The sequence below is a fragment of the Microbacterium sp. genome, from assembly GCF_011620715.1.
In the GTDB taxonomy this organism is placed as follows: Bacteria; Actinomycetota; Actinomycetes; order Actinomycetales; family Microbacteriaceae; genus Microbacterium.
Map to the genome: position 1 here is coordinate 1 of NZ_WOYP01000071.1, position 24,886 is coordinate 24,886.

General features: G+C 69.0%; 24 protein-coding genes. 20 read left to right on the forward strand and 4 right to left on the reverse strand.

From position 1 onward, the window contains the following. Positions 1–106 precede the first annotated feature (106 nt). The 16 genes from QZV84_RS06795 to QZV84_RS06870 all read left to right on the forward strand — a co-directional run bounded on the left by QZV84_RS06795 (position 107) and on the right by QZV84_RS06870 (position 16,162). A complete protein-coding gene (locus QZV84_RS06795) occupies positions 107–802 on the forward strand; it encodes an L-threonylcarbamoyladenylate synthase (protein WP_292827269.1) in 696 nt (231 codons plus the stop codon). Continuing rightward, a complete protein-coding gene (locus QZV84_RS06800) occupies positions 799–1,980 on the forward strand; it encodes an MraY family glycosyltransferase (RefSeq protein ID WP_292827272.1) in 1,182 nt (393 codons plus the stop codon). Before QZV84_RS06795 ends, QZV84_RS06800 begins: the two co-directional genes overlap by 4 nt. Then, complete coding sequence (locus QZV84_RS06805) at positions 1,977–2,453, forward strand: hypothetical protein (RefSeq protein ID WP_292827275.1); 477 nt, start codon at positions 1,977–1,979, stop codon at positions 2,451–2,453. Before QZV84_RS06800 ends, QZV84_RS06805 begins: the two co-directional genes overlap by 4 nt. Before the next feature lie 149 nt (positions 2,454–2,602). Then, complete coding sequence (atpB, locus tag QZV84_RS06810) at positions 2,603–3,421, forward strand: F0F1 ATP synthase subunit A (protein WP_292827278.1); 819 nt, start codon at positions 2,603–2,605, stop codon at positions 3,419–3,421. 47 nt (positions 3,422–3,468) lie between these two features. Beyond that, entirely contained in the window at positions 3,469–3,690 is a 222-nt protein-coding gene (gene atpE / locus QZV84_RS06815; protein ID WP_292827281.1) for a F0F1 ATP synthase subunit C, read from the forward strand. 28 nt (positions 3,691–3,718) lie between these two features. Next, positions 3,719–4,264 carry a F0F1 ATP synthase subunit B gene (locus QZV84_RS06820; protein WP_292827284.1) on the forward strand — a complete coding sequence of 182 codons (546 nt, stop codon included), beginning with the start codon at positions 3,719–3,721 and terminating at the stop codon, positions 4,262–4,264. Then, complete coding sequence (locus tag QZV84_RS06825) at positions 4,264–5,055, forward strand: F0F1 ATP synthase subunit delta (RefSeq protein ID WP_292827287.1); 792 nt, start codon at positions 4,264–4,266, stop codon at positions 5,053–5,055. The genes QZV84_RS06820 and QZV84_RS06825 overlap by 1 nt, the downstream gene beginning before the upstream one ends. A gap of 63 nt (positions 5,056–5,118) precedes the next feature. Beyond that, positions 5,119–6,759, forward strand: coding sequence for a F0F1 ATP synthase subunit alpha (atpA, locus tag QZV84_RS06830; RefSeq protein ID WP_292827290.1), 1,641 nt, complete (start codon positions 5,119–5,121; stop codon positions 6,757–6,759). Between the two features lie 20 nt (positions 6,760–6,779). Then, a complete protein-coding gene (locus QZV84_RS06835) occupies positions 6,780–7,676 on the forward strand; it encodes a F0F1 ATP synthase subunit gamma (protein WP_292827293.1) in 897 nt (298 codons plus the stop codon). A gap of 27 nt (positions 7,677–7,703) precedes the next feature. After that, the gene (gene atpD, locus QZV84_RS06840) at positions 7,704–9,152 is read left to right on the forward strand and encodes a F0F1 ATP synthase subunit beta (RefSeq protein WP_292827296.1); all 1,449 of its coding nucleotides are present in this window, start codon (positions 7,704–7,706) and stop codon (positions 9,150–9,152) included. A gap of 2 nt (positions 9,153–9,154) precedes the next feature. After that, on the forward strand, positions 9,155–9,415 hold the full coding sequence (locus QZV84_RS06845; protein WP_292827299.1) for a F0F1 ATP synthase subunit epsilon: 261 nt from the start codon (positions 9,155–9,157) through the stop codon (positions 9,413–9,415). A gap of 1 nt (position 9,416) precedes the next feature. After that, positions 9,417–10,166, forward strand: a complete 750-nt coding sequence (gene yaaA, locus QZV84_RS06850) for a peroxide stress protein YaaA (protein WP_292827302.1) — start codon at positions 9,417–9,419, stop codon at positions 10,164–10,166. A 277-nt stretch (positions 10,167–10,443) separates the two neighbouring features. Next, on the forward strand, positions 10,444–11,145 hold the full coding sequence (locus QZV84_RS06855) for a DUF5684 domain-containing protein (protein ID WP_292827305.1): 702 nt from the start codon (positions 10,444–10,446) through the stop codon (positions 11,143–11,145). A 122-nt stretch (positions 11,146–11,267) separates the two neighbouring features. After that, a complete protein-coding gene (locus QZV84_RS06860) occupies positions 11,268–12,266 on the forward strand; it encodes an aldo/keto reductase (RefSeq protein ID WP_292827308.1) in 999 nt (332 codons plus the stop codon). Positions 12,267–12,436: 170 nt separating this feature from the next. Continuing rightward, positions 12,437–13,258 carry a protein phosphatase 2C domain-containing protein gene (locus tag QZV84_RS06865; protein WP_292827311.1) on the forward strand — a complete coding sequence of 274 codons (822 nt, stop codon included), beginning with the start codon at positions 12,437–12,439 and terminating at the stop codon, positions 13,256–13,258. Between the two features lie 228 nt (positions 13,259–13,486). Then, positions 13,487–16,162 carry an FtsK/SpoIIIE domain-containing protein gene (locus tag QZV84_RS06870; protein ID WP_292827314.1) on the forward strand — a complete coding sequence of 892 codons (2,676 nt, stop codon included), beginning with the start codon at positions 13,487–13,489 and terminating at the stop codon, positions 16,160–16,162. A 9-nt stretch (positions 16,163–16,171) separates the two neighbouring features. Here the strand turns inward: QZV84_RS06870 and ald are convergent, their stop codons facing one another. Next, entirely contained in the window at positions 16,172–17,302 is a 1,131-nt protein-coding gene (gene ald, locus QZV84_RS06875) for an alanine dehydrogenase (protein WP_292827317.1), read from the reverse strand. 34 nt (positions 17,303–17,336) lie between these two features. Beyond that, on the reverse strand, positions 17,337–18,326 hold the full coding sequence (locus QZV84_RS06880; RefSeq protein WP_292827320.1) for an asparaginase: 990 nt from the start codon (positions 18,324–18,326) through the stop codon (positions 17,337–17,339). A gap of 53 nt (positions 18,327–18,379) precedes the next feature. On the opposite strand from QZV84_RS06880, the gene QZV84_RS06885 reads away from it, so the two are divergent. Continuing rightward, positions 18,380–18,859, forward strand: coding sequence for an OsmC family protein (locus QZV84_RS06885; RefSeq protein ID WP_292827323.1), 480 nt, complete (start codon positions 18,380–18,382; stop codon positions 18,857–18,859). Positions 18,860–18,861: 2 nt separating this feature from the next. On the opposite strand, the gene QZV84_RS06890 is transcribed toward QZV84_RS06885, so the two are convergent. Next, positions 18,862–19,644, reverse strand: coding sequence for a lysophospholipid acyltransferase family protein (locus tag QZV84_RS06890; protein WP_292827326.1), 783 nt, complete (start codon positions 19,642–19,644; stop codon positions 18,862–18,864). Between the two features lie 117 nt (positions 19,645–19,761). Here QZV84_RS06890 and QZV84_RS06895 point away from each other — a divergent pair, with 117 nt between their 5' ends. Beyond that, entirely contained in the window at positions 19,762–20,715 is a 954-nt protein-coding gene (locus QZV84_RS06895; protein ID WP_292827329.1) for an FKBP-type peptidyl-prolyl cis-trans isomerase, read from the forward strand. Positions 20,716–20,719: 4 nt separating this feature from the next. Continuing rightward, complete coding sequence (gene dxr / locus QZV84_RS06900; protein ID WP_292827332.1) at positions 20,720–21,814, forward strand: 1-deoxy-D-xylulose-5-phosphate reductoisomerase; 1,095 nt, start codon at positions 20,720–20,722, stop codon at positions 21,812–21,814. Between the two features lie 38 nt (positions 21,815–21,852). On the opposite strand, the gene QZV84_RS06905 is transcribed toward dxr, so the two are convergent. Beyond that, the gene (locus QZV84_RS06905; RefSeq protein WP_292827335.1) at positions 21,853–23,472 is read right to left on the reverse strand and encodes a UDP-N-acetylmuramoyl-L-alanyl-D-glutamate--2,6-diaminopimelate ligase; all 1,620 of its coding nucleotides are present in this window, start codon (positions 23,470–23,472) and stop codon (positions 21,853–21,855) included. A 66-nt stretch (positions 23,473–23,538) separates the two neighbouring features. On the opposite strand from QZV84_RS06905, the gene QZV84_RS06910 reads away from it, so the two are divergent. Then, positions 23,539–24,882 carry a M50 family metallopeptidase gene (locus QZV84_RS06910; RefSeq protein ID WP_292827338.1) on the forward strand — a complete coding sequence of 448 codons (1,344 nt, stop codon included), beginning with the start codon at positions 23,539–23,541 and terminating at the stop codon, positions 24,880–24,882. Positions 24,883–24,886 lie beyond the last annotated feature (4 nt).

Here is a 24,886-nt window from a genome sequence, read left to right on the forward strand (position 1 = left end):
ACCGCGATCCGTCCCTAGGTGTGCGTCAGCGAGCCGGGGGTCTGGGGCGGAGCCCAGAGCAGATCGCCCCGGTCACGCAGACCCCGCCGGATAGACTGATCCGGATATGTCCCCTGTATTCGACTGCAGTGACGAGGCGCAGCTGCTTGCCGGAATGCGCCAGGCGCGTCAGGCGATCGGGCGCGGCGAACTCGTCGTGCTGCCGACCGACACCGTCTACGGCATCGCGGCCGATGCGTTCAGCGCACGCGCCGTCCAGGGGCTGCTCGACGCCAAGGGCCGCGGGCGCCAGTCGCCGCCGCCCGTGCTCGTGGCCGGCAACGCGACACTCCGCGCACTCGTGGCCGAGGTGCCCGAAGCCGTGGAGCGGCTCGTCGCGGCGTTCTGGCCGGGCGGTCTGACGATCGTGCTCCCTTCGCAGCCGTCCCTCTCCTGGGACCTCGGCGACACGCACGGCACCGTCGCGGTGCGGATGCCGGCCAACAACATGGCGCTGGAACTGCTGGAGGAGACCGGTCCGCTCGCGGTCTCGAGCGCGAACCTGACCGGCCAGTCCGCTGCCATCACCGCGTTCGATGCAAAGCACATGCTCGGCGACAAGGTGGCGGTCTACCTCGACGGCGGTCCCTCTGCGACCGGGATCGCCTCCACGATCATCGATGCGACCAGCCTGGTCACCGGCTCGGTGCCGCTGGTCCGCGTCCTGCGCGAGGGCGCGGTGGACCGGGCTGCGCTGCGCGAGGTGCTCGGCGACCTCCTCGAGCCCGATCCGATGCGCGACGGCGATTCGGGCGGCGCGTGAAGCAGTACGTCTTCACGATCCTGTTGACCGCCGCCATCACCCTGTCGCTGTCGTGGGCGGTCTGGAGGGTGAGCCTCAAGTACAAGCTCTACCCCGGCATCCGCGAGCGAGACGTCCACAAGACGCCCACCCCGCGACTGGGTGGCGTGGCGATGTTCCTGGGCGTCTTGGCCGCGTTCGCGGTGTCGTCGCAGCATCCGTACTTCGCGATCTTCTGGAAGGACCCGGCGCCGGTGTACGCGATCCTCGCCGCGACGCTCCTGATCGTCGTGGTGGGAGTGGCCGATGACCTGTGGGACCTCGACTGGATGATCAAGCTCGGCGCCCAGTTCCTGGCGGCGGGGATCATCGCGTGGTTCGGGCAGCTGCAGATCTTCTCGCTGCCGATCGGCGGCCTGATCATCGGATCGAGCTGGTTGAGCTTCACGCTCACGGTGTTCTCGATCGTGGTGGTGATGAACGCGGTCAACTTCATCGACGGACTGGATGGCCTGGTCGCGGGCGTGTGCCTCATCGCGAACGCAGTCTTCTTCGCGTACTCGTACATCCTGGTGCGCGACACCGGCTCCAGCACGTACTTCAACCTCGCCTCGTTCATCGCCGCCGTGCTGATCGGCGTGTGCATCGGGTTCCTGCCCCTCAACTGGAGTCCCGCGAAGCTGTTCATGGGCGACTCCGGCGCGCTCATGCTCGGGCTGCTGATGGCGACCTCGGCCATCGCGATCACCGGTCAGCTGGAACCGACGGTCCTCGACCCCGAGGGCTTCGGCCGCTCGCAGCTGCTCGGCGCATTCATCCCGATCCTGCTGCCGGTCGTGGTCGTGCTGCTGCCGCTGCTGGACTTCGGTCTCGCGGTGGTGCGGCGCATGAGCGCGGGCATGTCGCCATTCTCACCCGACCGAAAGCACCTTCATCACCGGATGCTGGACATGGGCCACACGGACCGCGACGCGGTTCTGATCTTCTACGCGTGGACGGCCGTGTTCAGCCTCGCCGTCCTGCTCATGTACATCGGCACGCGCGAGAACTGGCCCGGCCAGTACTGGATCGGCGTCGTCTTCGGCGTCTTCGGCGCCGGCGCGTGCCTCGTCGTCACCCTGCTGCCCTCGTGGCGGCGCAAGCCCGCCGTCGTCGCTGCCGCGCACGACGAGCCCCCCACCTTGGAGGCCACCCGATGAGTGCTCAGCCCGTTCCACGCAGTTTCAGCGTGCTGTCCAGCCTGAAATGGCCGGCGATCGCGATCGGGATCCTCGCCATCGGGGGAGCGGTGGTCGGATTCCTCGTCGCGGGCCTTTCCGGACTTGTGAGCGGACTGCTCGGAGCGGCGATGTGGCTCGTCTTCCTCGCGCTCACCTCGATCAGCATCCATCTCGCCATCCGCGCCACGAAGGACGACCCGGGTTCGCCCATCTTCTTCGGGATCGTGCTGGGCTCGTGGCTCCTGAAGCTCGTGCTGTTCGTGGTGCTCTCGATCTGGCTGCGGGCGCAGCCCTGGCTCGATCCCACGATCTTCTTCGTCACGGTGATCATCGCGGTCGTCGGCTCGCTCGTGTTCGACGTCATCGCCTTCCAGCGCGCGCGGGTGCCGTATGTCGGCGATGTGCCGCTGCCGCAGAGCTTCGACGATGACGCGCCGGACGGGGTCCGCTGAACACACCCGCAACGCCTCGCGGACCACGACGCTGAGGCCTCGAGCGTGTCCTGTGAGGCCCAAGAGTTTTGCTAGGCTGAACGCACACGCTCCCCCTGATCACCCACCGTCTCGGACGCCCGACGCCGGAGAATCTTCTGATTACCGCAATGCTCATCCCCGCACTGTCGCTCGTCATGGCCGACGAATCAGATGGTGGATTCGTCGGACCCTCGATCGGCGAATTCGTTCCGCCCGGGCTCCTGTTCGTCGGAACCCCCTTCGAGCTCAACCGGGTCATGCTGATCCGCCTGCTGGTGGTGTTCGCGCTCGTGCTGTGGCTCTGGCTCGGCACACGGCGGATGCAGCTCATCCCGTCCCGCGGTCAGGCCGCACTCGAGTACATGCTCGACTTCGTGCGCACCTCTATCGTGTTCGACACGCTCGGCGAGAAGGACGGCAAGCGGTTCCTGCCGGTGCTGATGACGTTCTTCTTCCTGATCATCGGCATGAACCTCACCGGCATCATCCCCGGCCTGCAGATCGCCGGTACCTCCGTCATCGGCCTGCCGCTGATCCTCGCCGTCATCGCCTACGTGATGTTCGTCTATGCCGGGTTCCGCAAGCACGGTCTCGGCTACCTCAAGAACTCGCTCATCATCCCCGGCGTGCCGTGGCCGCTGCACGTCCTGCTGATCCCGCTCGAGTTCCTCTCGACCTTCATCCTGCGGCCGATCACGCTGGCCCTCCGACTTCTGATGAACATGGTCGCCGGGCACATGCTGCTGGTGCTCTGCTTCACCGCGACGCACTTCTTCTTCTTCACCGTGCTCGCCTCGGGCAACCCGCTGGGCCTGCTCGGAGTCGGCACCTTCGCCTTCGGCATCGCATTCACCCTTCTGGAGCTGTTCGTCGCGGTGCTCCAGGCATACGTCTTCACCATCCTCACCGCCATCTACATCCAGATGGCGCTGGCCGACGGACACTGACCCGTCCCCGGCTGCTAGACCAACAACCCCTTCGAAAGGAAATCCCTGTGAACGTCGTCGGACAGCTCGCACCCCTCGCCTTCGGACTCGCCGCTATCGGCTCCGGTATCGGCGTCGGCGTCATCGTCGGCAAGACCATCGAATCGGTGGCGCGCCAGCCCGAGTTGCAGGGTCGCCTCAGCGGCCTCATGTTCCTCGGTATCGCCCTGACCGAGGCGCTCGCGTTCATCGCGATCGCGGTCGCCTTCATCCCGTTCCCCGCGCCGTAACCACTCGTTGCCGACCGAAGGAGTCCGAATGCTAGACGCATTCGCCGAAGGCCACGCGGGGGAGATCAATCCACTTCTCCCCACGCTCCCGGACCTCGTCTGGGGCACGCTGGCATTCGTCGTCATCCTCGCGCTGTTCATCTGGAAGATCCTGCCGAGCCTGAACGCCATGCTCGACGCCCGCAGCGCGGCGATCGAGGGCAGCATCAATTCCGCCGAGGTGGCACAGGCAGAGGCTCAGGCCGCGCTGGAGAAATACACGGCTCAGCTCGCCGAAGCCCGCGCCGAAGCGGGACGCATCCGCGAGCAGGCACGCGCCGACGGGTCGGCGATCATCGCCGAACTTCGCGACCAGGCCTCATCCGAGGCGGCGCGCATCACCTCGAACGCGCAGGCGCAGATCGAAATGGAACGCCTCGCGGCGCTCGCGTCGCTCAAGTCGGACGTGGGCAACCTCGCGCTCGATCTGGCCGGCGGCGTGATCGGCGAGACACTGTCCGAGGACGCCAAGGCTCAGGCCGTGGTGGATCGCTTCCTGGCCGAGCTCGAAGCGTCCGAGAAGGCGACGAGCTAGTGGGCAGCGCAACCACTCAGGCCCTTGCGGCGGCGACGGCGGCGTTGAACGCCGCGTCGTCGGTCGACCTCGACACCGCCAGCGAGCTCTTCGCCGCGGCGCGGATCGTGGGCGGCTCGCCGCAGCTGAGCGGTGCGCTGGCCGACCCCGCAGCCTCGCGCGCCGCCCGTTCGCGCGTCGTGACCGACGTGTTCGGTGCGGCCTTCGGCAAGACGACGCTCTCCCTCCTGACGATGGCCGTCGAGCAGCGCTGGTCGAGTGCGTCCCAGCTCGTCGACGGCATCGAAGAGCTGGCCGTGCGCGCCGCCGCCATCTCCGCGCCCAGCGTGGACGTGGACGGAGAACTGTTCAGCGCGTCGCGCCTGGTCGCGGACAACCCCGAGATCGAGCTCGCCCTCGGCAGCAGACTCGGCGACGACACCGCGAAGGGCGCGCTGATCGAGGCACTGCTTCGCGGACGCGCGAGCGATGCGACGATCCTCATCGTCTCGTCGCTGGTGCAGGAGCCGCGCGAGCGCCGTGTGCGTCAGCTGCTCGCGCACGCGATGGACCTCGTCGCCGACCAGCGCGGCAGCATCGTCGCCACGGTCGTCACGGCGACGCCGCTCGATACGGCGCAGTCGCAGCGGCTGAGTGCGGTGCTGACACAGCGCTACGGCAAGAAGGTCGGACTCAACGCGGTGATCGACCCTTCCATCCTGGGCGGTCTGCGCGTGCAGATCGCCGACGACGTCATCGACGCGAGCGTCGCAGCTCGGCTCACCGATCTGCGCCAGCGGCTTGCCGGCTAGACACGAGATTTCCCGCACGGGCGGAAGCTTTGGGGCCATGGCCCCTCGAAACGAAGGAACACAATGGCAGAACTAACGATCAGCCCCGATGTCATCCGTGACGCGCTGAAGGACTTCGCCGCCGCGTACGAGCCCGCGGGCGCCGCAGCGACCGAGGTCGGCACCGTCGTCGACGCGGGTGACGGCATCGCTCACCTCGAGGGCCTCCCGGGCGTCATGGCCAACGAGCTCGTGACCTTCGCCGACGGCACCTCAGGCCTCGCGCTGAACCTCGACGAGCACGAAGTCGGTGTCGTCGTCCTCGGCGAGTTCTCGGGCATCGAGGCGGGCCAGGAGGTCCGCCGCACGGGCGAGGTCCTCTCGGTCGCCGTCGGCGACGGCTACCTCGGGCGCGTCGTCGACCCGCTCGGCAATCCGATCGACGGCCTCGGGCCGGTCGCCACCGACGGTCGCCGCGCCCTCGAGCTCCAGGCACCCGGCGTCATGCAGCGAAAGAGCGTGCACGAGCCCATGCAGACGGGTATCAAGGCGATCGACGCCATGATCCCGGTCGGTCGCGGCCAGCGACAGCTGATCATCGGCGACCGCCAGACCGGCAAGACCGCGATCGCGATCGACACGATCATCAACCAGAAGAGCAACTGGGAGTCCGGCGACGTCGACAAGCAGGTGCGCTGCATCTACGTCGCCATCGGCCAGAAGGGCTCCACGATCGCCTCCGTCAGAGGTGCGCTCGAGGATGCCGGTGCGATGGAGTACACGACGATCGTCGCAGCTCCGGCCTCCGACCCGGCCGGCTTCAAATACCTGGCTCCGTACACAGGCTCGGCCATCGGCCAGCACTGGATGTATGACGGCAAGCACGTCCTGATCATCTTCGATGATCTCACCAAGCAGGCCGAGGCCTACCGTGCCGTCTCACTCCTCCTGCGCCGCCCACCGGGCCGGGAAGCCTACCCCGGCGACGTCTTCTACCTGCACTCCCGTCTGCTCGAGCGCTGCGCGAAGCTCTCGGACGAGCTGGGCGCGGGCTCGATGACCGGTCTGCCGATCATCGAGACGAAGGCGAACGACGTGTCGGCCTACATCCCGACCAACGTGATCTCGATCACCGACGGCCAGATCTTCCTGCAGTCCGACCTGTTCAACGCCAACCAGCGTCCCGCGGTCGACGTGGGCATCTCGGTGTCGCGCGTCGGTGGCGACGCGCAGGTCAAGTCGATCAAGAAGGTGTCCGGAACGCTCAAGCTCGAGCTGGCTCAGTACCGCTCGCTCGAGGCGTTCGCGATGTTCGCGAGCGACCTGGATGCCGCATCCCGTCGTCAGCTTTCGCGCGGTGCCCGCCTGACCGAGCTGCTGAAGCAGCCGCAGTACTCGCCGTACCCGGTCGAGGAGCAGGTCGTCTCGATCTGGACGGGCACCAACGGCAAGCTGGACACCATCGAGGTCGAGGACGTGCTGCGGTTCGAGCGGGACCTTCTCGACCACGTTCGACGCCACACGACGATCCTCGATCGCCTGCGCGAGACGAACGTGCTCGATGACGACACCGTCACTGAGCTCGACAAGGTCGTTGACGAGTTCATCCTCGAGTTCCAGGGCGGCGGCGGTCAGCACATCGACGAGCCGGGCCACGAGGAGTTCAAGGCGGCCGATGTCGAGGACGTCAACCAGGAGCAGATCGTCAAGGGCCGCCGCAAGTAGCGCGGCGGCGGACACGGACTATGGGCGCACAACTGAGGGTCTACAAGCAGAAGATCAGCACTGCTCAGACGACCAAGAAGATCACCAAGGCGATGGAGCTCATCGCGGCTTCGCGCATTCAGAAGGCGATGTCGCGCGTGCGCGCGTCCGCGCCGTTCGCGCGTGCGGTCACCCGCGCCGTGTCGGCTGTGGCGACGCATTCCAACATCGATCACCCGCTCACCTCCGCGCGGGACGTCAAGACCTCCGCGATCGTGATCTTCGCGTCCGACCGCGGTCTTGCCGGCGCGTTCAACTCGCAGATCATGCGCGAAGGGCTCGAGCTGGCGACCCTGCTGGAATCGCAGGGCAAGGAAGTCACGTACTACCTGGTCGGACGCAAGGCTGTGGCCTTCTTCCAGTTCCGTCGCATCAAGAGCGCCGCGGAGTGGACGGGTGACACTGAAACTCCGGAGTTCCGCTTCGCGGAGCAGATCTCCGACACGCTGCTCGAGGCTTTCGAGCGCGGCAGCGAGCAGGGCGGCGTCGACGAGATCCACCTCGTGTACAACCGCTTCGTCAGCATGATGACCCAGACCCCCGAGACGGTGCGGCTCCTTCCTCTCGAGGTCGTCGAGGCCACCGAGGCGCAGGCCGAGACGCACACGTTCCCGCTGTATGAGTTCGAACCGGATCCCGCCACCGTGCTGGACGCGCTCCTGCCGGTCTACATCCAGAGCCGCATCTTCAATGCCCTCCTGCAGTCCTCGGCGGCAAAGCACGCCGCGACGCAGAAGGCGATGAAGTCGGCCAGTGACAACGCCGACAAGCTCATCACCAATTACACGCGGCTGCGCAACAACGCGCGTCAGGCCGAGATCACCCAGCAGATCGCCGAGATCGTCGGCGGGGCCGACGCCCTGTCCTCGGCGAAGTAGACAACCACTCCGAAAGAGAAGAAGACAATGACCCCCACCGCCACCGCCGTACAGACCTCGGTCGTCGGACGCGTCGCGCGCGTCACCGGTCCGGTCGTCGACATCGAGTTCCCGCACGACTCGCTTCCCGACATCTACAACGCGCTCAAGACCACCATCGTGATCGGCGACGAGTCGAACGAGATCACCCTCGAGGTCGCGCAGCACCTCGGTGATGACCTCGTGCGTGCGATCGCCCTCAAGCCCACCGACGGCATCGTCCGCGGTCAGGAAGTGCGCGACACGGGCGGCCCGATCACGGTGCCGGTCGGCGACGTGACCAAGGGCAGGGTCTTCAACGTGATCGGCGAGGTGCTCAACGCCGCGCCGGGCGAGCAGATCGAGATCACCGAGCGCTGGGGCATCCACCGCAAGGCTCCGAGCTTCGACCAGCTCGAGTCCAAGACCCAGATGTTCGAGACCGGCATCAAGGTCATCGACCTTCTGACCCCGTATGTGCTCGGGGGCAAGATCGGCCTGTTCGGCGGCGCCGGTGTCGGCAAGACCGTGCTCATCCAGGAGATGATCCAGCGCGTCGCGCAGAACCACGGTGGCGTGTCGGTGTTCGCCGGTGTCGGCGAGCGCACCCGTGAGGGCAACGACCTGATCCACGAGATGGAGGAGGCCGGCGTCTTCGACAAGACGGCCCTGGTCTTCGGCCAGATGGACGAGCCGCCCGGAACGCGTCTGCGCGTCGCGCTGTCGGCACTGACCATGGCGGAGTACTTCCGCGATGTGCAGGGCCAGGACGTGCTCCTGTTCATCGACAACATCTTCCGCTTCACGCAGGCGGGCTCCGAGGTCTCCACGCTTCTTGGTCGCATGCCTTCTGCGGTGGGTTACCAGCCCAACCTCGCCGACGAGATGGGTGTGCTCCAGGAGCGCATCACCTCCACGCGTGGTCACTCGATCACCTCGCTGCAGGCCATCTACGTCCCGGCCGACGACTACACCGACCCGGCGCCGGCCACGACGTTCGCGCACCTCGACGCGACCACCGAGCTTTCGCGTGAGATCGCGTCCAAGGGCCTTTACCCGGCCGTGGATCCGCTGACCTCAACGAGCCGCATCCTCGACCCGCGCTACATCGGCGCCGACCACTACCGTGTCGCAACGGCCGTGAAGCAGATCCTCCAGAAGAACAAGGAACTGCAGGAGATCATCGCGATCCTCGGTGTCGACGAGCTCTCTGAAGAGGACAAGGTGGTCGTGTCGCGAGCACGCCGCATCCAGCAGTTCCTCTCGCAGAACACATACATGGCCAAGAAGTTCACCGGCGTCGATGGCTCCACGGTCCCGATCGCCGAGACGATCGAGTCCTTCGACGCGATCGTGAAGGGTGACTTCGACCACGTCGCCGAGCAGGCGTTCTTCAACGTCGGCGGCATCTCCGACGTCGAAGCGAACTGGGCGCGGATCCAGAAGGAGAACGGCTGATCATGGCGCTCACGGTGAACCTCGTCGCGGCCGACCACGAAGTCTGGTCGGGTGAGGCGAGCCTCGTCGTCGCGAAGACGGTCATCGGCGAGATCGGCATCATGTCCGGTCACGAGCCCGTCCTCGGAGTGCTCGCGGCGGGCGAAGTGCGCATCACGCTCGAGGACGGCACCAAGATCTTGGCGAACGCCCAGGACGGCTTCCTGTCGGTCGAGGGTGACGTCGTCACGATCGTCGCAGGCAATGCTGCCCTGATCAGCTAGCTTGCTGGTCCTGCTTCCCCCCTCCGAGACCAAGCGGTCCGGAGGGGGTCGGCCTGCGCTCGATCTGGACTCGCTCGCGCTCCCGCAGCTGCGTTCTCAGCGCGAGTACGTTCTCGGCTCGCTCGAGGCGCTGTCGACGGATGCCGCGACGGCGGTGCGGGTGCTCGGGCTCAGCGCCGCCCAGCTCGACGAGGTCGGGGTGAATGCGCGGGTGCGAGCGGCGCCGACGATGGCGGCGATCGATCGGTACACCGGCGTGCTGTACGACTCGCTGGACGCGGCATCCCTCGACGGGCCTGCCCGGCGCTGGCTCGGCGCCAACGTCCTGATCCACACCGCGCCGCTCGGGCCCGTCGGTGCGCTCGACAGGATTCCCGCCTACCGGCTGGCGGCGGGTGTAGCGCTTCCCGGCTCGGCGACATTGCGGCGGGTATGGGCCGCGGCGGTGACCGATGCCCTCGCGGATCTCGCGCCGCGGTTCGTGCTCGACCTCCGCTCGGAGGCCTATGCGGCGCTCGGTCCGGTGCCGGCATCGGTCGCATCGGTGTACGTCCGGGTGGTGAGCGAGGCACCCGACGGCGCGGTGCGGGCGCTGAACCATTTCAACAAGCACGCCAAGGGCGCGCTCATGCGCAAGCTGGCTCAGCAGCGGCCGCGTTTCGGCTCGCTGCGCGGACTGCACGCCTGGGCGGCCACGCAGGATGTGCGGCTGCGCGACGGTGCACCCGGCGAAGTCGAACTGTTCGCCTGAGCGGACTCTGCGGGTTCCGGGGCCTGCGCTGATGTTCTCTGCGGTGCGCTCGGCGTACTCGGTGCGTTCGGTGTACTCGGTGCGTTCGGTGTGTCCGGTGTGGATTCGATCCCTGTTCTGACGGGCGTTCCGAACGGTCAGCGACAGGCGACACGTATGGCGAGTATCGATGAATTGCCTGTCGAACGGCACGGCGCATCGCTAGCATGTGAATCGCAGGGCGGATGCCGTGCCGACGTGACCCTGCGTCGTGGTTCGTTCTCCGGGGAGGACTCCCATGTACGACTATCCTGACGGGACCGCAATCGCACTGTACGCGGGACTCGCCATCTTCTGGTTCATCTTCGCAATCGCCGCTTACGTTCTGACCTCCGTCTTCATGATGAAGATCTTCGAAAAGGCCGGCGTGCAGGGCAAGTGGCGCGCGTGGGTGCCGATCTACAATTTCATGGTCTTCAGCAAGCTCGGCGACCTGAGCCCCTGGCTGATCCTGATCGCGATCGGCGCATCGATCCTGCTCGGCTGGATCCCCGTCCTCGGCTCGATCATCGGCATCGCGGCCTTCGTCGTGACGCTGCTGGCGGCGTGGCGGGTCGGTCTCAAGCTGCAGAAGGAACCCGTCTGGCTGATCCTGTACTTCTTCCTCAGCATCGTGTGGCTCGGCATCCTGGGCTTCGACAAGTCGCGCTGGAACACCGCGATCCCCGCAGCTCCATGGGCGAACAACGGGTTCCTCTCCGACCGCACCGTCTGGGCGGGCATCCCCAGCCAGGCACCTGCGGGAGGATACCCGGCCAACCCGGTGACGCAGCCGGCTCCGGGCGCCTACCCGCCCCCGGCCGGCTACGAGCCGCCCGCGGGTTACACCCCGCCGCCGGCTCCGTCGGCAGCGCCGCCCGCTGCGGCACCGCAGCCCCCGGTGACACCGCCCGCCGCGCCCGAACCGCCGACCGCGCCGCCCGCACCTCCGGCCCCGTAGCGCACGAGTACCGTCGACGAGCCCCCGCCGCAGTGGTGGGGGCTCGTCGCTTTCGTTCGAGCTCTCGCGCCGCTGCACTCGGGCGCGCCGCGCGCCGCGCCCGAGGGCGTTAGCGTGGGGCAATGACTTCGCCCGAAAGAACCGTCCCGCTGCGCCGTGTCGGCACGTCTGGCCTCCTCGTCTCGGCTGTCGGCCTCGGCTGCAACAACTTCGGCCGACCGGGCACGAACACCGAGACGCTCGCCGGAACCGTCGAGGTGCTCGACGCCGCGATCGACGCGGGTGTGACGTTCCTCGACACCGCCGAGATGTATGGCGGCGAGCCCGGGCTCAGCGAGACCCTGATGGGCCAGGCCCTGCGCGGTCGGCGGGATCAGGTCGTCTTGGCGACGAAGTTCGGTCACCCGGGTCGTGACATGGGGTATGCGGTGGCCGCTGCGAAGACATCGCGGTCGTATGTGCGTGTTGCGATCGAGGCGTCGCTGCGGCGTCTGAGCACCGACTGGATCGACCTTTACCAGCTTCACGTTCCGGATGCCGCAACCCCGATCGACGAGACGATCTCGGTGCTGGACGACCTGGTGAGCGAGGGCAAGATCCGCTACTACGGGCACTCCAACCTCGCGGGCTGGCAGATCGCCGAAGCGGACTTCGTCGCTCCGCACCGCGGCAGTCGCTTCATCTCCGCGCAGAACCACTACAGCCTGCTCGCCCGAGCCGCGGAGCGCGAGGTCCTGCCCGCCGTCGAGCGCTTCGGCCTCGGCTTCTTCCCGTTCTTCCCCCTGCACAACGGACTCCTGACGGGCAAGTTCTCGCGCGCCGGCGGTCCCGAGCGCAGCCGCATCATGATGCAGCGCCGGCATGTGTGGCAGAACGCCCCGTGGGACGCGCTCGAGCACTTCCAGGAGTTCTGCGACGAGCGGGGCATCACGATGCTCGAGGCCACGTTCGGATGGCTGCTCTCGCGGCCCGCGCTCTCGAGTGTCATCGCCGGAGCCACCAGCGCCGATCAGGTTCGCGCCAATGCGGCCGCAGCGGGAGCGTGGGCGCCGTCAGATGCAGACCTCGCCCTCATCGACGTGCTGTTCCCGCTCGTCGAAGATCCTGCGGCACGCGTGTGAATCGCGGTGTCGATCTCGTTCGCTCGGAGCGAACCGGCCTGAGGTCGGTGGTGCGCTCGTCGGCCCTGCGACCCGGGCGGCCTTCGAGGAGTCCAGTAGTATGTCAGCACGTCGACAGGACCACACCGGTCGCGTCGCCGCTGTTGTCGGCTTACCGGGGAGGATAGGGCGTGCCCGAAGAATCCACCCACTCCCGATCGGTGACGGTGGCGGACGGGACGATCGAACTGTCCTGGGCCGGGGTCACGCATACGGGCCGCCGCCGCGAGATCAATCAGGACGCGCTTCTGACGAGCTACCCGCTCTTCATCGTCGCCGACGGCATGGGCGGCCATATCGGCGGCGAGATCGCCAGCGCCAGCACGGTCGACCGGCTCGGCGGTGTGGTCGAGGCAGGCCCGGTCACACCGAAGACCATCGAGAAGGCGCTCTCCCGCGCCGTCAAGGACATCGCGTCGCACTCCGAGACGACCGATGACGGCACCGGGACGACCGTCACCGGCGTCTATCTGGACCTCAGCGACGGCCCCCCGCAGTGGGTCACCCTCAACATCGGCGATTCCCGCGTCTACCTCATGCGCGATGGGCTGATCGAGCAGATCACCACCGATCATTCGGTCGTGCAGGAGCTCATCGCCGCCGGTCGGCTCAGCCCCGAAGAAGCCGAGAACCACCCGTACGGCAATGTCATCACGCGCGCGGTCGGGCCGAGCGAGAGCGTCGCGCCCGACTACGTGCGTCTGGACGTCGTCGACGGCGATCGCTTCGTGATCTGCTCGGATGGTCTGACGAAGGAGCTCACCGACTACGGCATCCAGCATTTTCTCATCGCGAACGCCGATCCTGCCGACGCGATCGCCGCGATGATGGATGCCGCACTCGAGAATGGCGGCCGCGACAACATCACGATCATCGTGCTCGACGTGTCGGTGCGCTCGTCCGCGGATCCCGCGCACGAGGCCGTCGTGGTCAGCGACTCCTCCCCAGCCTGAGCGCGCCGCACCGCCTTCCACCGGTGACATCCGCCGCCTCCGCGGCGCCGCGCGCGCTGCTTACCTGGGCGAGTGCACACCTTCGCCCCCACTCCGCGCCCGAGCGCCGGCCCGCTCCGCCCGGCGGCCGCTGCGCACACCGAGCCGCTCGAGCTCCCGCCACCCTGGAATCCGCCTTCGCGGCCGGCGGTCCCGCTGCTCGCGTCGGTCGTCCCGGTACTCGGCGCCGTGGCCCTATGGCTCGTCACGGGTTCGGTGCTCTCGCTCTGGCTCGCCGCGCTCGGTCCTCTGATCGCCGGTGCGACTCTCGCCGACGGTGCGCGCGGGGCGCGGCGCGATCGACGCCGTGCGCAGGAGAAGGCGCGCGCCGCGCGTGAGCACGTGGATCGGCAGATCGGGCAGCGCCACGCCGATGAGCGGGCGCGGCGGTGGGCGCGGCATCCGGATGTCGCCGTGTTCGCCGCGAACGACGGTGAGATCTGGCGTCCCGTCGCGGGAAGGGGGGAGATGCTCGTCCTCGGCTCCGGCGCGGATTCGAGTGATCTGCGCGTCACCGGAGGCGGCGCCGATGCCGCGTCGGTGGCGATCCGCGCGCGGGCAGCGACGCTCCACGACGCGCCGATCCTCGTGCCACCGGCATCCGGCATCGCCGTCATCGGCACCCCGGTCGTCGCCGGCGCCGTCGTGCGCGCGCTCGTCCTGCAGCTGGCGATGGCGCTGCCCCCGGGCGAGCTGCGAATCGTGGGCCCGCTGCGAGGCGAGAGCGCCTGGGCCGAGCGTCTGCCGCATCGGCGGTCCGGCTCCGGTCTGCAGCTGGCGCTGGGGGCGCCGGGTGAGCCGATCACAGGTGCGCCCGACTTCGCGATCGTGCGCGTCGACCCTTCCGCGCCTCGGCCACCCGGCTGCGGAGTGGTCCTCACGGTGCGCTCGCCAGGCCGGGCGCAGCTGGATGCCGGCGGCGAGGTGCGCGAGATCGCGGTGGAGGCGCTGGGGAGCGCCCAGGCGCTCGCCCTCACCGACGGGCTGATCGCCCGGGCCGCGCAGCTGCAGGGTTCCGCGGGTGCGTCCGGACCGGTCGCGCTGGGGTCGCTGCTGAGCGATGCGCCGCCCGCGACGCGCGGCACCCTGCCGGCCGTCATCGGCGTCGAGGGCGGCGAGCCGTGCGTGATCGATCTGGTCGCCGACGGCCCGCACGCCGTGGTGGCCGGGGTCACCGGCTCGGGCAAGTCCGAACTTCTCGTGACGTGGATCCTGGCACTGTGCGCGGCGCACTCCACACAGGAGGTGAGCTTCCTCCTCGCCGACTTCAAAGGCGGCACGGCATTCGACGCGCTCGCGGGCGTTCCTCATGTGACGGGCGTCATCACCGATCTCGACGGCACGGGAGCGCGACGGGCGATCGAGAGCCTGCGGGCTGAAGTGCGCTGGCGCGAGGGGGAGCTCGCTCGCGTCGGAGCGCGGGATGTGCAGGATCCGCGCGTGGAGGTGCCGCGGCTCGTGATCGTCGTGGACGAATTCGCCGCCCTCCTGGGCGAGCATCCCGAACTGCACGCGGTGTTCACCGATGTCGCCGCCCGCGGACGCGCGCTCGGCATGCACCTCGTGCTGGGCACTCAGCGGCCGGCCGGAGTCGTGCGGGAGAGTCTGCTCGCCAACTGCCCCCTCCGCATCAGCCTCCGGGTGACCGACCCGACCGACAGCCGGGCAGTGATCGGCACCGACGAGGCGGCGATGCTGCCCGGCGGACCGGACGCGCGCGGCCTCGCCCTGGTGCGGACGGCGGCCGACCATTCGCCCAGGCAGGTGCGCATCGCGCTCTCGTCACCGACCGACCGCGAGGCGATCACTGCGTCCGCGGCCGGCCCGCGCCCGCGGCGACCGTGGCTTCCCGAGCTCCCCACCCGCATCGACCTCGAGGATCTCGCCGCCCTCGCGGACGAAGCGGGTGACACGCTGCTGCTTGGTCTCGTCGATGAGCCGGACCTTCAGCGCCAGCGCCCGGTCGGCCTGCGCAGGCAGGAGCGCGGGATGCTGGTCATCGGGTCGGGCGGCAGCGGCAAGTCCACCGTGCTGCACACGCTCGCGGTTCAGGCGCACGGTCCGGTCGTGCGGGTCGCCGGCAGCGGAGAGGACGTCTGGGATGCCGTCGACCGCCTGTCGGAGCGCGCATCCGAACCGGGCTCGCTGCTCCTGATCGATGACCTCGATGCGCTCGCATCGACACTGCCACCCGACTATGCGAGAGAACTCCTGGAACGGCTGGAACGACTCGTACGCGGTGCGGGCGAGGCCGAGCTCCTCGTGGTCGCCGCGGCGCAGCGTCTGAACGGCGGCGCGGCCCGGATCGCCGACCTTCTGCCGCGGCGTCTGGTCCTGGCGGCATCCTCGCGCGCAGAGCACATCGCGGCAGGCGGCGATCCGTCGCACTACGCACCCGGCGGTCCGCCCGGGCGCGGACGCCTCGACGGCCGCTCGGTGCAGGTCGCGATGACACAGCCCCCGGCAGCGCTGCGAAGCGATCCGCCGCAGCTTTGGCATCCGAGCGGTGCGCTGACCGGCTTCGTCCTGCGGCGATCGCCGGCCGCCCGGGAGGCACTCGCGGAGTGGGAGCGCGCCGGGGTGCGTCTGCTCTCCCTCGACGAGTACTCCGGAGCGGGGGAGTGGGCGACGGACGCGCCCGTCATGGTCGCCGGTGACGCCGAGGAGTGGCAGAGGCACTGGCGGGCTTTGAGCGCGGTGCGTTCCGACCACGACCTCGTCGTGGATGCGACCTGCGGGCCCGAGTACCGCACGCTCACCGGACAGCGTGGCCTGCCGCCCTACTGCGAGCCCGGTCGCGCGCGAGCGTGGCTGCTGAGCGCCGGTGGTGCCGCCACCCGCATCGCCCTGCCCTCGCGCACGTGACCGAGGGCGTCAGGCGAGCGCGGCCTCGAGCGGGGCGAGTTCGACGCCGTGCGCGTTCGCGACGCCGGCGTTGACGATCGTGCCGCCGGCGGTGTTGAGGCCGGCCGCGAGGGCCGCATCCGCGCGCAGCGCGTCCTTCCAGCCGCGACGCGCGATCTGCCGGATATAGGGCAGGGTCGCGTTCGTGAGCGCTGAGGTGGACGTGTTCGGCACAGCGCCTGGCATGTTCGCGACGCAGTAGAACATGCTGCCGTGCACCGGGAACGTCGGGTCGGCGTGCGTGGTCGGATGCGTGTCCTCGAAGCAACCGCCCTGGTCGACCGCGATGTCCACCAGCACGGAGCCGGGGCGCATGCGCGAGACCATGTCGTTCGTGACGAGCCTGGGGGCCTTCGCGCCGGGGACGAGCACGGACCCGATCACGAGGTCGGAGTCCACGACGGCGCGATCGAGGTCGAGCGGGTTGGACGCCGCCGTCTTGACGCGTCCCTGGAAGTGATCGTCGAGGTAGCGCAGCCGCTGGACATTGGTGTCGAACACCGTGACGTCCGCACCGAGACCGACCGCGATGACCGCGGCGTTCGCCCCGGCGACTCCGCCGCCGATCACCGTGACGCGGGCGGGCCGGGTGCCCGGCACGCCGGACATGAGCAGGCCGAGGCCGCCCGCGGAGCGCAGGAGTGTGGCCGCACCGACGGTCGGGGCAAGTCGCCCTGCCACCTCGCTCATCGGGGCCAGCAGGGGCAGCCCGCCACTGCGTCCATCAACAGAGCCCAGCTGAACTGTCTCGTACGCGATGGCCGTGACGCCGTCGGCGACGAGACTCTCGGTGAGCGGCCGGTCGGCGGCGAGGTGCAGGTAGGTGAACAGCACGAAATCGTCACGGAAGTATCCGTATTCGCTCGCGATCGGCTCCTTGACCTTCAGCAGCAGTTCGGCGCGCGCCCAGACCTCGGCCGGGTCGTCGAGCAGGGTCGCACCGGCGGCCTCGTACTCGGCATCCGGCATCGATGAGCCCTCGCCCGCGCCGCGCTGCACGAACACGTCGTGGCCCGCTCGCGCGAGGTCGTCGACACCCGCGGGCGTCAGTGCCACGCGGTACTCGTTGTTCTTCACTTCGGTGGGGACGGAAATCCTCATCGCCTGGTCCTCTCCGCTCCGGGTGGGAGCGCTTCTAGAAAGCTGGGCGGATCGCCCCGACGACCTGGCCGCCGCCGGTGACCGACAGCGGAAGCTTCGTGATCGCCTCGGCGACGTCGGATGCCGCGAGCGCGCCTTCTCGCTCGAGCAGGCGCAGGGCCACGACCGTGGCCGCGCGCCCGCTGCCGTCCAGCATCTTGAGCGCAACGGTCGTGCCGCTCGGGGCGACCATCACCATGACCCCTTCTGCGCCGCCCTTGGCGAAAACGCCGAGCTGTTCGAGCACGATCGTGTCAGGCCGGCCCGGGCCGTCGATCGTCCATGGGTTCTCGCGGACGGCGCGGACGAGGGTGCCGGCGCTGCGATGCAGGGCGAACGGCGAATGCTCCGACGAGGTGCCGATCCGGTGAATCGCCTTGGCCAGGCCTGCCAGGCTCATCGCGTACACCGGTGCACCGCATCCGTCGATCGCCGTCGTTGCGGAGCGCTCGCCGACCATTCGCTCGGCGACCTCGCGGATGTGCACCTGCAGCGGATGCTCGGGAGAGAGGTAGCCGCCTGTCGGCCATCCGTTGGTGACACAGGTCAGCAGCATCGCGGCATGCTTTCCCGAGCAGTTCATCCGGATCCGCGCGGGGCCGCCGCCGCCGCGCACCATCTCGACGCGCGTGGCCTGATCGCCCGGCCATGCGGGCGGGCAGCCGAGTGCGTCCTCGCTCAGCGCCGCCGCATCCAGGATGTCGCGGACGACCGACACGTGCCGATCGGTCCCGGAGTGGCTGGCCGTGGCCAGCGCCAGGCGCTCGCCCTCCAGCGGCGCTCCGGCGGTGAGACAGGCCAATGCCTGCACCGGCTTGAGGCTCGAGCGCGGCAGGATCGCCGTGGCGGTGTCGCCGAGCGTGGCGATCGGCGTGCCGTCGGGATCGAGGACGATGGCTGAGCCGGTGTGCCGCGATTCGACGAACCCGCTGCGTTCGACGACGGCGAGTTCGACGGCGTCGGCTGCGGCGAAGGTCTGCGGCACGTCGCCAGCCTACCGCCGCCGTCCGCCGCATCCTCGCGTGTCAGACTGGGGCGATGTTCGGCGAACACCGGTATGCCCTGCGCGCCACCTGGACCGGGGATCGGGGCACCGGCACGAGCGGCTATCGCGACTACGACCGGGCCGTCACGATCGAGATCGACGGCAAGCCGGACCTTGCGGCATCGTCGGACAAGCCGTTCCGCGGCGATCCGTCGCGATGGAATCCCGAGGACCTGCTGCTCGCGGCGCTCAGCGAATGCCATCTGCTGTCGTACCTGCATGCGTGCGTCCAGGCCGGTGTGGTCGTCCTGGGGTATCGCGACGAGGCCGCTGGCGTGATGGTCGAGGACGGCCGGGGCGGGGGCGCCTTCCGGGAGGTGGTCCTTCGACCGCACGTGGTGGTTGCGGACGCGTCGATGGTGGATGCCGCGACCTCCGCGCACGCGCAGGCTCACGAATGGTGCTTCATCGCCAACTCGGTGAACTTTCCGGTACGGCACGAGCCCACGATCGAGGTCGCGACCGGTCGGTGAGGTCAGCGCCTCTCGTGCGGGAGGACCTGACGGATGCGCTCGATCGGGTTGTGGGCGGGAGCCTCGTTGTAGACGTTCGCGAGCTCCTGGCCGGAGAGCGCGTGAATGGCGGCCATGATGTCGTCTGTGGCCAGGCGCCGGGCTTTGCCCGACTCGGCGGATCCGTGATGGGACAGGTCCAGCGGCTCCCCGAACTTCACGGTGACGCGTTCTCTCAGCGACGGGAACCGTGCGCCGACGGGCATCACCTTGTCGGTGCCGATCAGTCCGACCGGAACCACCGGCGCTCCGGTCTGCAGGGCGAGGAACGCGACGCCGGTGCGGCCCTTGTACAGGCGACCGTCGAGCGACCGCGTGCCCTCCGGGTACAGGGCTACGGCGTTGCCGGCCACGAGCAGCTGTCGCTGCTGATCGAGCGCGTCGAGAGCGGCCTGGCCGGCGCCGCGTTGGACGGGGACGGCGCCGATCGCGGTGAAGAACTGCCGCGAGAGCCATCCAGACAGGCCGGTGCCGTCGAAGTAGCTCGACTTCGCGAGGAAATGCACGGGCCGCGGTGCGGCTATGGGGATGGCGATCGAGTCGATGAACGACAGGTGATTGCTCGCGAAGATGATCGGGCCCGATTTCGGGACGTTCGTCTTGCCCTCCACGTGCGGCCGGTAGACCAGGCGCGCCACAGGGGCGATCACGAAGCGACCGAAGCCGTACGTCGCACCCATCTGCCGAACGGCAGGTTCCTCGGGGGAGTCGGCTTCGCGGGGTTCGGGAGTCTCCTCGGAAGTCACCCGTTTGAGGGTACTCCCGAATCCATGTCTTCGTCGGCATGTCGATTTCCCAGCGGGGGCAGAGCAAACATGGGAGAAGATGGAGACTCTCCCTTTCCATTCGTCTTGAGGTTCACCGTGCGCATCAGACCGTTCGCCGCCCTTTCCGCCGTCGCGCTCTCTGCGGTCCTGCTCGCAGGCTGTGCGGCGAGCACGCCGGGGGCCGACACGAGCCCGTCCGCGGCGCCCGCAGTCGACCTGTGCACCGCCGCGGCGCCGTCGGGTGACGCATCCGACGCGGTCACCGTCGACGGTGAGGTCGGCGCAGAGTCGACCGCGACCTTCACCTTCCCGCTCGAGATCCCCACTCTGCAGACCACGGTCATCGAGGAGGGCTCGGGCGACGCGGTCGAATCGGGCCAACTGGTGACATATGCGCTCACGGCGTTCAACGCGGAGACGGGTGAGAAGCTCGGGTCGATCGGGTATGAGCAGAACCCGGTCCTTCCCGTTCAGATCTCGCCCGACAACCCGGTCGGCCAGATCCTCGGCTGTGCGACGCCCGGCACGAGGGTTGTCGTCGCCTACCCGCCGGCCGACCCGAACCCTGGTCAGGTGTATGTGTTCGACTTCGTCGCCACCGTTCCCAACGCGGCGTGGGGTGAGTCGCAGGCGCCCGTCGCGGGTCTGCCGACCGTGACCCTGGCCGACGACGGCGCGCCGACCATCGAGATCCCGGACGGTGACGCCCCGGCCGATCTCCAGCTGGAGACTCTCAAGAAGGGCGACGGGGCGATCGTCGTCTCGGGTGACACCGTTCTGGTGCAGTACACCGGCGTCAAGTGGTCGGACGGCTCGGTGTTCGATTCGAGCTGGGAGAACGGCGCCCCGGCGTCGTTCCAGACCACGGGTGTGGTGGACGGGTTCCGGCAGGCGCTCGAGGGCCAGACCGTCGGCTCACAGGTGCTCGTGGTGATCCCGCCCGCGCTGGGCTATGGCGAGGCCGGCTCGTCCGACAACGAACTCGCCGGCGAAACCCTGGTGTTCGTGGTCGACATCCTCGGCACCCAGCACGCCGCCGCAGCGCAGTAGCCGCATGCGCCGCGTCGTCATCCTCGGATCCACCGGCTCGATCGGAACCCAAGCCCTCGAGGTGATCCGGGCCAACTCCGAGCGCTTCGAGGTCGTCGGCCTCTCCGCCGGTTCCAACCGCGAGGCCATGCGGGCGCAGGCCGAGCAGTTCCGGGTCGAGTTCACTGCGCTCGGCGCCGACGAGGCCGAGCAGCTGGTGCGCGATGTGGACGCCGACGTCGTGCTCAACGGCATCACCGGATCGGTGGGACTGGGGCCGACACTGGCGGCCCTGGAAACCGGTCGCACGCTCGCCCTCGCGAACAAGGAATCCCTCATCGTCGGAGGCGATCTCGTCACGGCGATCGCGCGTCCCGGTCAGATCGTCCCCGTCGATTCCGAGCACTCGGCGATCGCCCAGGCGCTGCGCTCCGGGGAGCACTCGGAAGTGCGGCGGCTCGTGCTGACGGCATCTGGAGGCCCGTTCCGGGGGCGCTCCCGCGAGTCGCTGGCCTCGGTGACCCCGAACGAGGCGCTCGCCCACCCGACATGGGACATGGGCCGGGTCGTCACGACCAATTCCGCCACCCTTGTGAACAAGGGCCTCGAGGTCATCGAGGCACACCTGCTCTTCGACGTCGCATACCACGACATCGACGTCGTGGTGCATCCGCAGTCGGTCGTGCACTCGATGGTCGAGTTCATCGACGGATCCACGATGGCACAGGCATCACCGCCCGACATGCGACTGCCGATCTCGCTCGGACTCGGCTGGCCGAGCCGGGTGGGCGGCGTCGGGCGTCCGATCGACTGGACGGTCGCCGCATCCTGGACGTTCGAACCGCTCGACGAGGACGCGTTCCCGGCCGTGCGCCTCGCGAAGATGGCGGGCCGCGCTGGCGGCACTTACCCGGCCGTGTTCAACGCCGCGAACGAGCAGGCCGTCGACGCTTTCCATGAGGGACGCCTGCCGTTCCTCGGCATCGTCGAGCTGATCGAGCAGGTGGTCGACGCGCACGATCCCGGGGCGACATCGGGCGGCGCGCTGACACGCGAATCGCTCGCCGAGGCGGAGCGCTGGGCGAGGGATGCCGCCGACCGCGCGATCGCCGGGCGATAGCGCCGGTCAGTCCGGCCTGCCGCTGTTCGGGCCGGCAGTCAATCGGAATAGGGCACGGGCCAGCGCGGCTCGGGCACCGGCCATCCCGCGTCGCGGAGCGCCCGGCGGGCCAGTTCGCGCGCCGAATACGGCGTGCGGACGCCGCGGATGTCGCGGTAATCCTGGTGTCCGGGCCCGGCCCATAGGAGCGCATCGCCGTCGCCGACGAGCCCGACCGCCTCGACGATCGCGACCTCCGGCGGAGAGTATTCGTGGATCTCGGCATCCGGGCGCGCGCGGCGCGCGCCCTCGATGAGCGTCGCGCGGATCGTGTCGATGTTCTCGAACCGCGGGTGGTGGTCGGTCACGACGAGGATGTCGCTGCCTTCCACGGCGGTGCGACCCATGTCATGGCGCTTGGTCGGGTCGCGGTCGCCGTCGGCGCCGAAGAGCATGAGCACCTTGCCGGGTGTCACACGCCGGACGGCGGCGAGGGTCTTCTCGAACGCGTCAGGGGAGTGGCCGAAGTCGACGTAGACGGCGGGCCCGCGGTCGCCGGAGACGCGCTCGGTGCGACCGGGGAGGTACGCGTCGATCCCGCCGTCCCGCTCGAGGGCAGCGACGATGCGATCCCACGCGTAGCCGGCCTGGAGGATCATCACGATCGCAAGTCCCGCGTTCGCGGCCATGTGCCGGCCGATCACCGGCACGATCGTGGTCAGCGAGCGTCCGTCGGTCGACGAGAGCCGGAACTCGGTGCCGGTCTGACGCTCGTCGAGGATCTCCACGACCCAGTCCGCGTCGGCGGCCGCGCCGGGATCGGTCGCGATCGCGGGCGTGCCGATCGTCACGAAGGGCACCTCGCATCGCGCGACGACCTCGATGGCGGCTGCGGAATCCAGGGAGATGACGGCCCGGCGGGCGCGATCGGGCAGGAACAGCGGGAGCTTCGCCTCGAAGTACTCGCGCATGTCGGCGTAGTCGTCGAGGTGATCGTGGGTGAGGTTGGTGAACCCGGCGACGTCGAACAAGAGGCCGTCCACGCGGCGCCGGCTGAGCGCCTGCGCGCTCACCTCCACGGCGACGGCCTCGACGCCGCGCTCGCGCATCAGGGCGAGCAGGGCGTGCATCTCATACGCCTCGGGCGTGGTCAGACGCGACACGATCACGTGCCCCGCGATGTGCCGCTCCGCAGTGGAGGAGAGCCCGGTGACCAGCCCCAGCTGGCCGAGGATGCCCTCGAGCAGGTGCGAGACGCTGGTCTTGCCGTTGGTGCCGGTAGTGCCGAACAGGATCGGCAGGCGGTCATCGCGACCGGTCCCGTAGACCCAGGCCGACAGGTCGCCGAGCAGTCCGCGCGGGTCATCGACGATGACGACCGGCAGCCCGGTCGCCTCGGCGAGGTCGGCGCCTTCGGCATCCGTCACCACAGCCACGGCGCCCTTCTCGGCGGCTGCGGCGGCGAACTCCGCACCGTGACGGTTCACGCCGCGCACCGCGACGAACACGTCGCCCGGGCGAAGATCGGCGGTGGCGAGAGTGATCCCGGTCAGGGTCGTCCCGGTCAACTCGCCCCGGGTCTCGCGGGCGAAGTGCGTGGCCAGCTCCTCGAGCGTGTGCACCGGAGGATGCTCCGGGCGCAGCACGGGGGGCAGGTGAGGGGGAACGTCAGTCGCCATGGCGCATCCATCTTCTCATCCGGGCACACTCGGCATGCTCAAAGCCGCCGGCGGTAGCGTGTCCGTGTGGAAGCGATCGCATTCGTCGTCGGAGTCGTCCTCATGGTGGTGGGGCTGGCCGTGTCGATCGCGCTGCACGAGCTCGGCCACCTCGTTCCGGCGAAGAAGTTCGGCGTTCGCGTCGGGCAGTACATGATCGGGTTCGGCCCGACGCTCTGGTCGCGCCGCATCGGCGCGACGCAGTACGGATTCAAGGCGATCCCGCTCGGCGGCTACATCTCGATGGCCGGCATGTACCCGCCCTCGCCCAAGGAGCTCGAGGCGGCGGCCTCCGGCCACCGCACCGGACGCGCCGGCGGCGGCTTCTTCGCGACGATGGTGCAGGACGCCCGGGCGGCGAACGACGAGACGCTGGCGGGCGACGAGGACGACCGCGTCTTCTACAAGCTCCCGGTCTGGAAGCGTGTGGTCATCATGCTCGGCGGCCCGGTGATGAACCTGCTGTTCGCCGTCGTGCTGTTCGCGATCCTGCTCTCGGGCATCGGCGTGCAGACCGCGACCACCACCGTGAACAGCGTGAGCGAATGCATCATCCCTGCCGACGCCGGCCGCACCGAGTGCGCGCCATCCGATCCCGTGGCCCCCGCGGCCGCCGCCGGGCTGCAGCCGGGCGATGTGATCGTCGAGGTCGAGGGCCAGACGATCAGCACGTTCGCCGAGGCGTCCGCCGTGATCCGCGAATCGCCCGGCGAGCCGGTGAGCATCGTGATCGAGCGCGACGGCGCATCGCAGACGATCACCCTCACGCCGACCGCGATCGACCAGCCCGTGACGGATGTCGCCGGCCGGCCCGTGCTCGATGCGAACGGCGATCCGCAGACCCAGCTGGTCGGCTTCGCCGGGATCCGTCAGGAGGTCGAATACCTGCATCAGCCCATCTGGGCGGGGCCCGCGGCCGCGTTCGAGAACGTCGGCGCCGTCGCCGGCATCATCTGGCAGCTGCCGGTCAAGGTGTACCAGACCGGGGTGACCCTCGTCACCGGCGACGAGCGCGACCCCACGGGACCGCTCAGCATCGTCGGCGCCGGCATCCTGTCGGGCGAAGTCGCGGCGGCCGACGCTCCGGTGCTCAACCGCGTGGCAGGCTTTCTGGGCCTTCTGGCCTCACTCAATATCGCACTGTTCGTCTTCAACCTGATCCCGCTGCTGCCGCTGGACGGCGGGCACATCGTCGTGGCGCTGTGGGACGGGATCAAGCGCATGTGGGCGAAGCTGTTCCACCGTCCGCCGCCGAAGCCGGTGGACGCGACCAAGCTCGTGCCGGTGACCTTCGTCGTGGTGATCGCGCTGATCGGGATGGGCGCGATCCTGATCCTGGCCGACATATTCAACCCGGTATCGCTCCTCTGAAACA

Excerpts from the sequence above, each read along its gene's own strand:
- QZV84_RS06845 (WP_292827299.1), top strand. The coding sequence starts at position 9,155 with ATGGCGCTCACGGTGAACCTCGTCGCGGCCGACCACGAAGTCTGGTCG.
- atpD (WP_292827296.1), top strand. The coding sequence starts at position 7,704 with ATGACCCCCACCGCCACCGCCGTACAGACCTCGGTCGTCGGACGCGTC.
- QZV84_RS06820 (WP_292827284.1), top strand. The coding sequence starts at position 3,719 with ATGCTAGACGCATTCGCCGAAGGCCACGCGGGGGAGATCAATCCACTT.
- QZV84_RS06860 (WP_292827308.1), top strand. The coding sequence starts at position 11,268 with ATGACTTCGCCCGAAAGAACCGTCCCGCTGCGCCGTGTCGGCACGTCT.
- QZV84_RS06905 (WP_292827335.1), bottom strand. The coding sequence starts at position 23,472 with ATGGCGACTGACGTTCCCCCTCACCTGCCCCCCGTGCTGCGCCCGGAG.
- atpB (WP_292827278.1), top strand. The coding sequence starts at position 2,603 with ATGCTCATCCCCGCACTGTCGCTCGTCATGGCCGACGAATCAGATGGT.
- QZV84_RS06805 (WP_292827275.1), top strand. The coding sequence starts at position 1,977 with ATGAGTGCTCAGCCCGTTCCACGCAGTTTCAGCGTGCTGTCCAGCCTG.
- ald (WP_292827317.1), bottom strand. The coding sequence starts at position 17,302 with ATGAGGATTTCCGTCCCCACCGAAGTGAAGAACAACGAGTACCGCGTG.
- QZV84_RS06855 (WP_292827305.1), top strand. The coding sequence starts at position 10,444 with ATGTACGACTATCCTGACGGGACCGCAATCGCACTGTACGCGGGACTC.
- atpA (WP_292827290.1), top strand. The coding sequence starts at position 5,119 with ATGGCAGAACTAACGATCAGCCCCGATGTCATCCGTGACGCGCTGAAG.
- QZV84_RS06795 (WP_292827269.1), top strand. The coding sequence starts at position 107 with ATGTCCCCTGTATTCGACTGCAGTGACGAGGCGCAGCTGCTTGCCGGA.
- dxr (WP_292827332.1), top strand. The coding sequence starts at position 20,720 with ATGCGCCGCGTCGTCATCCTCGGATCCACCGGCTCGATCGGAACCCAA.
- QZV84_RS06885 (WP_292827323.1), top strand. The coding sequence starts at position 18,380 with ATGTTCGGCGAACACCGGTATGCCCTGCGCGCCACCTGGACCGGGGAT.
- QZV84_RS06835 (WP_292827293.1), top strand. The coding sequence starts at position 6,780 with ATGGGCGCACAACTGAGGGTCTACAAGCAGAAGATCAGCACTGCTCAG.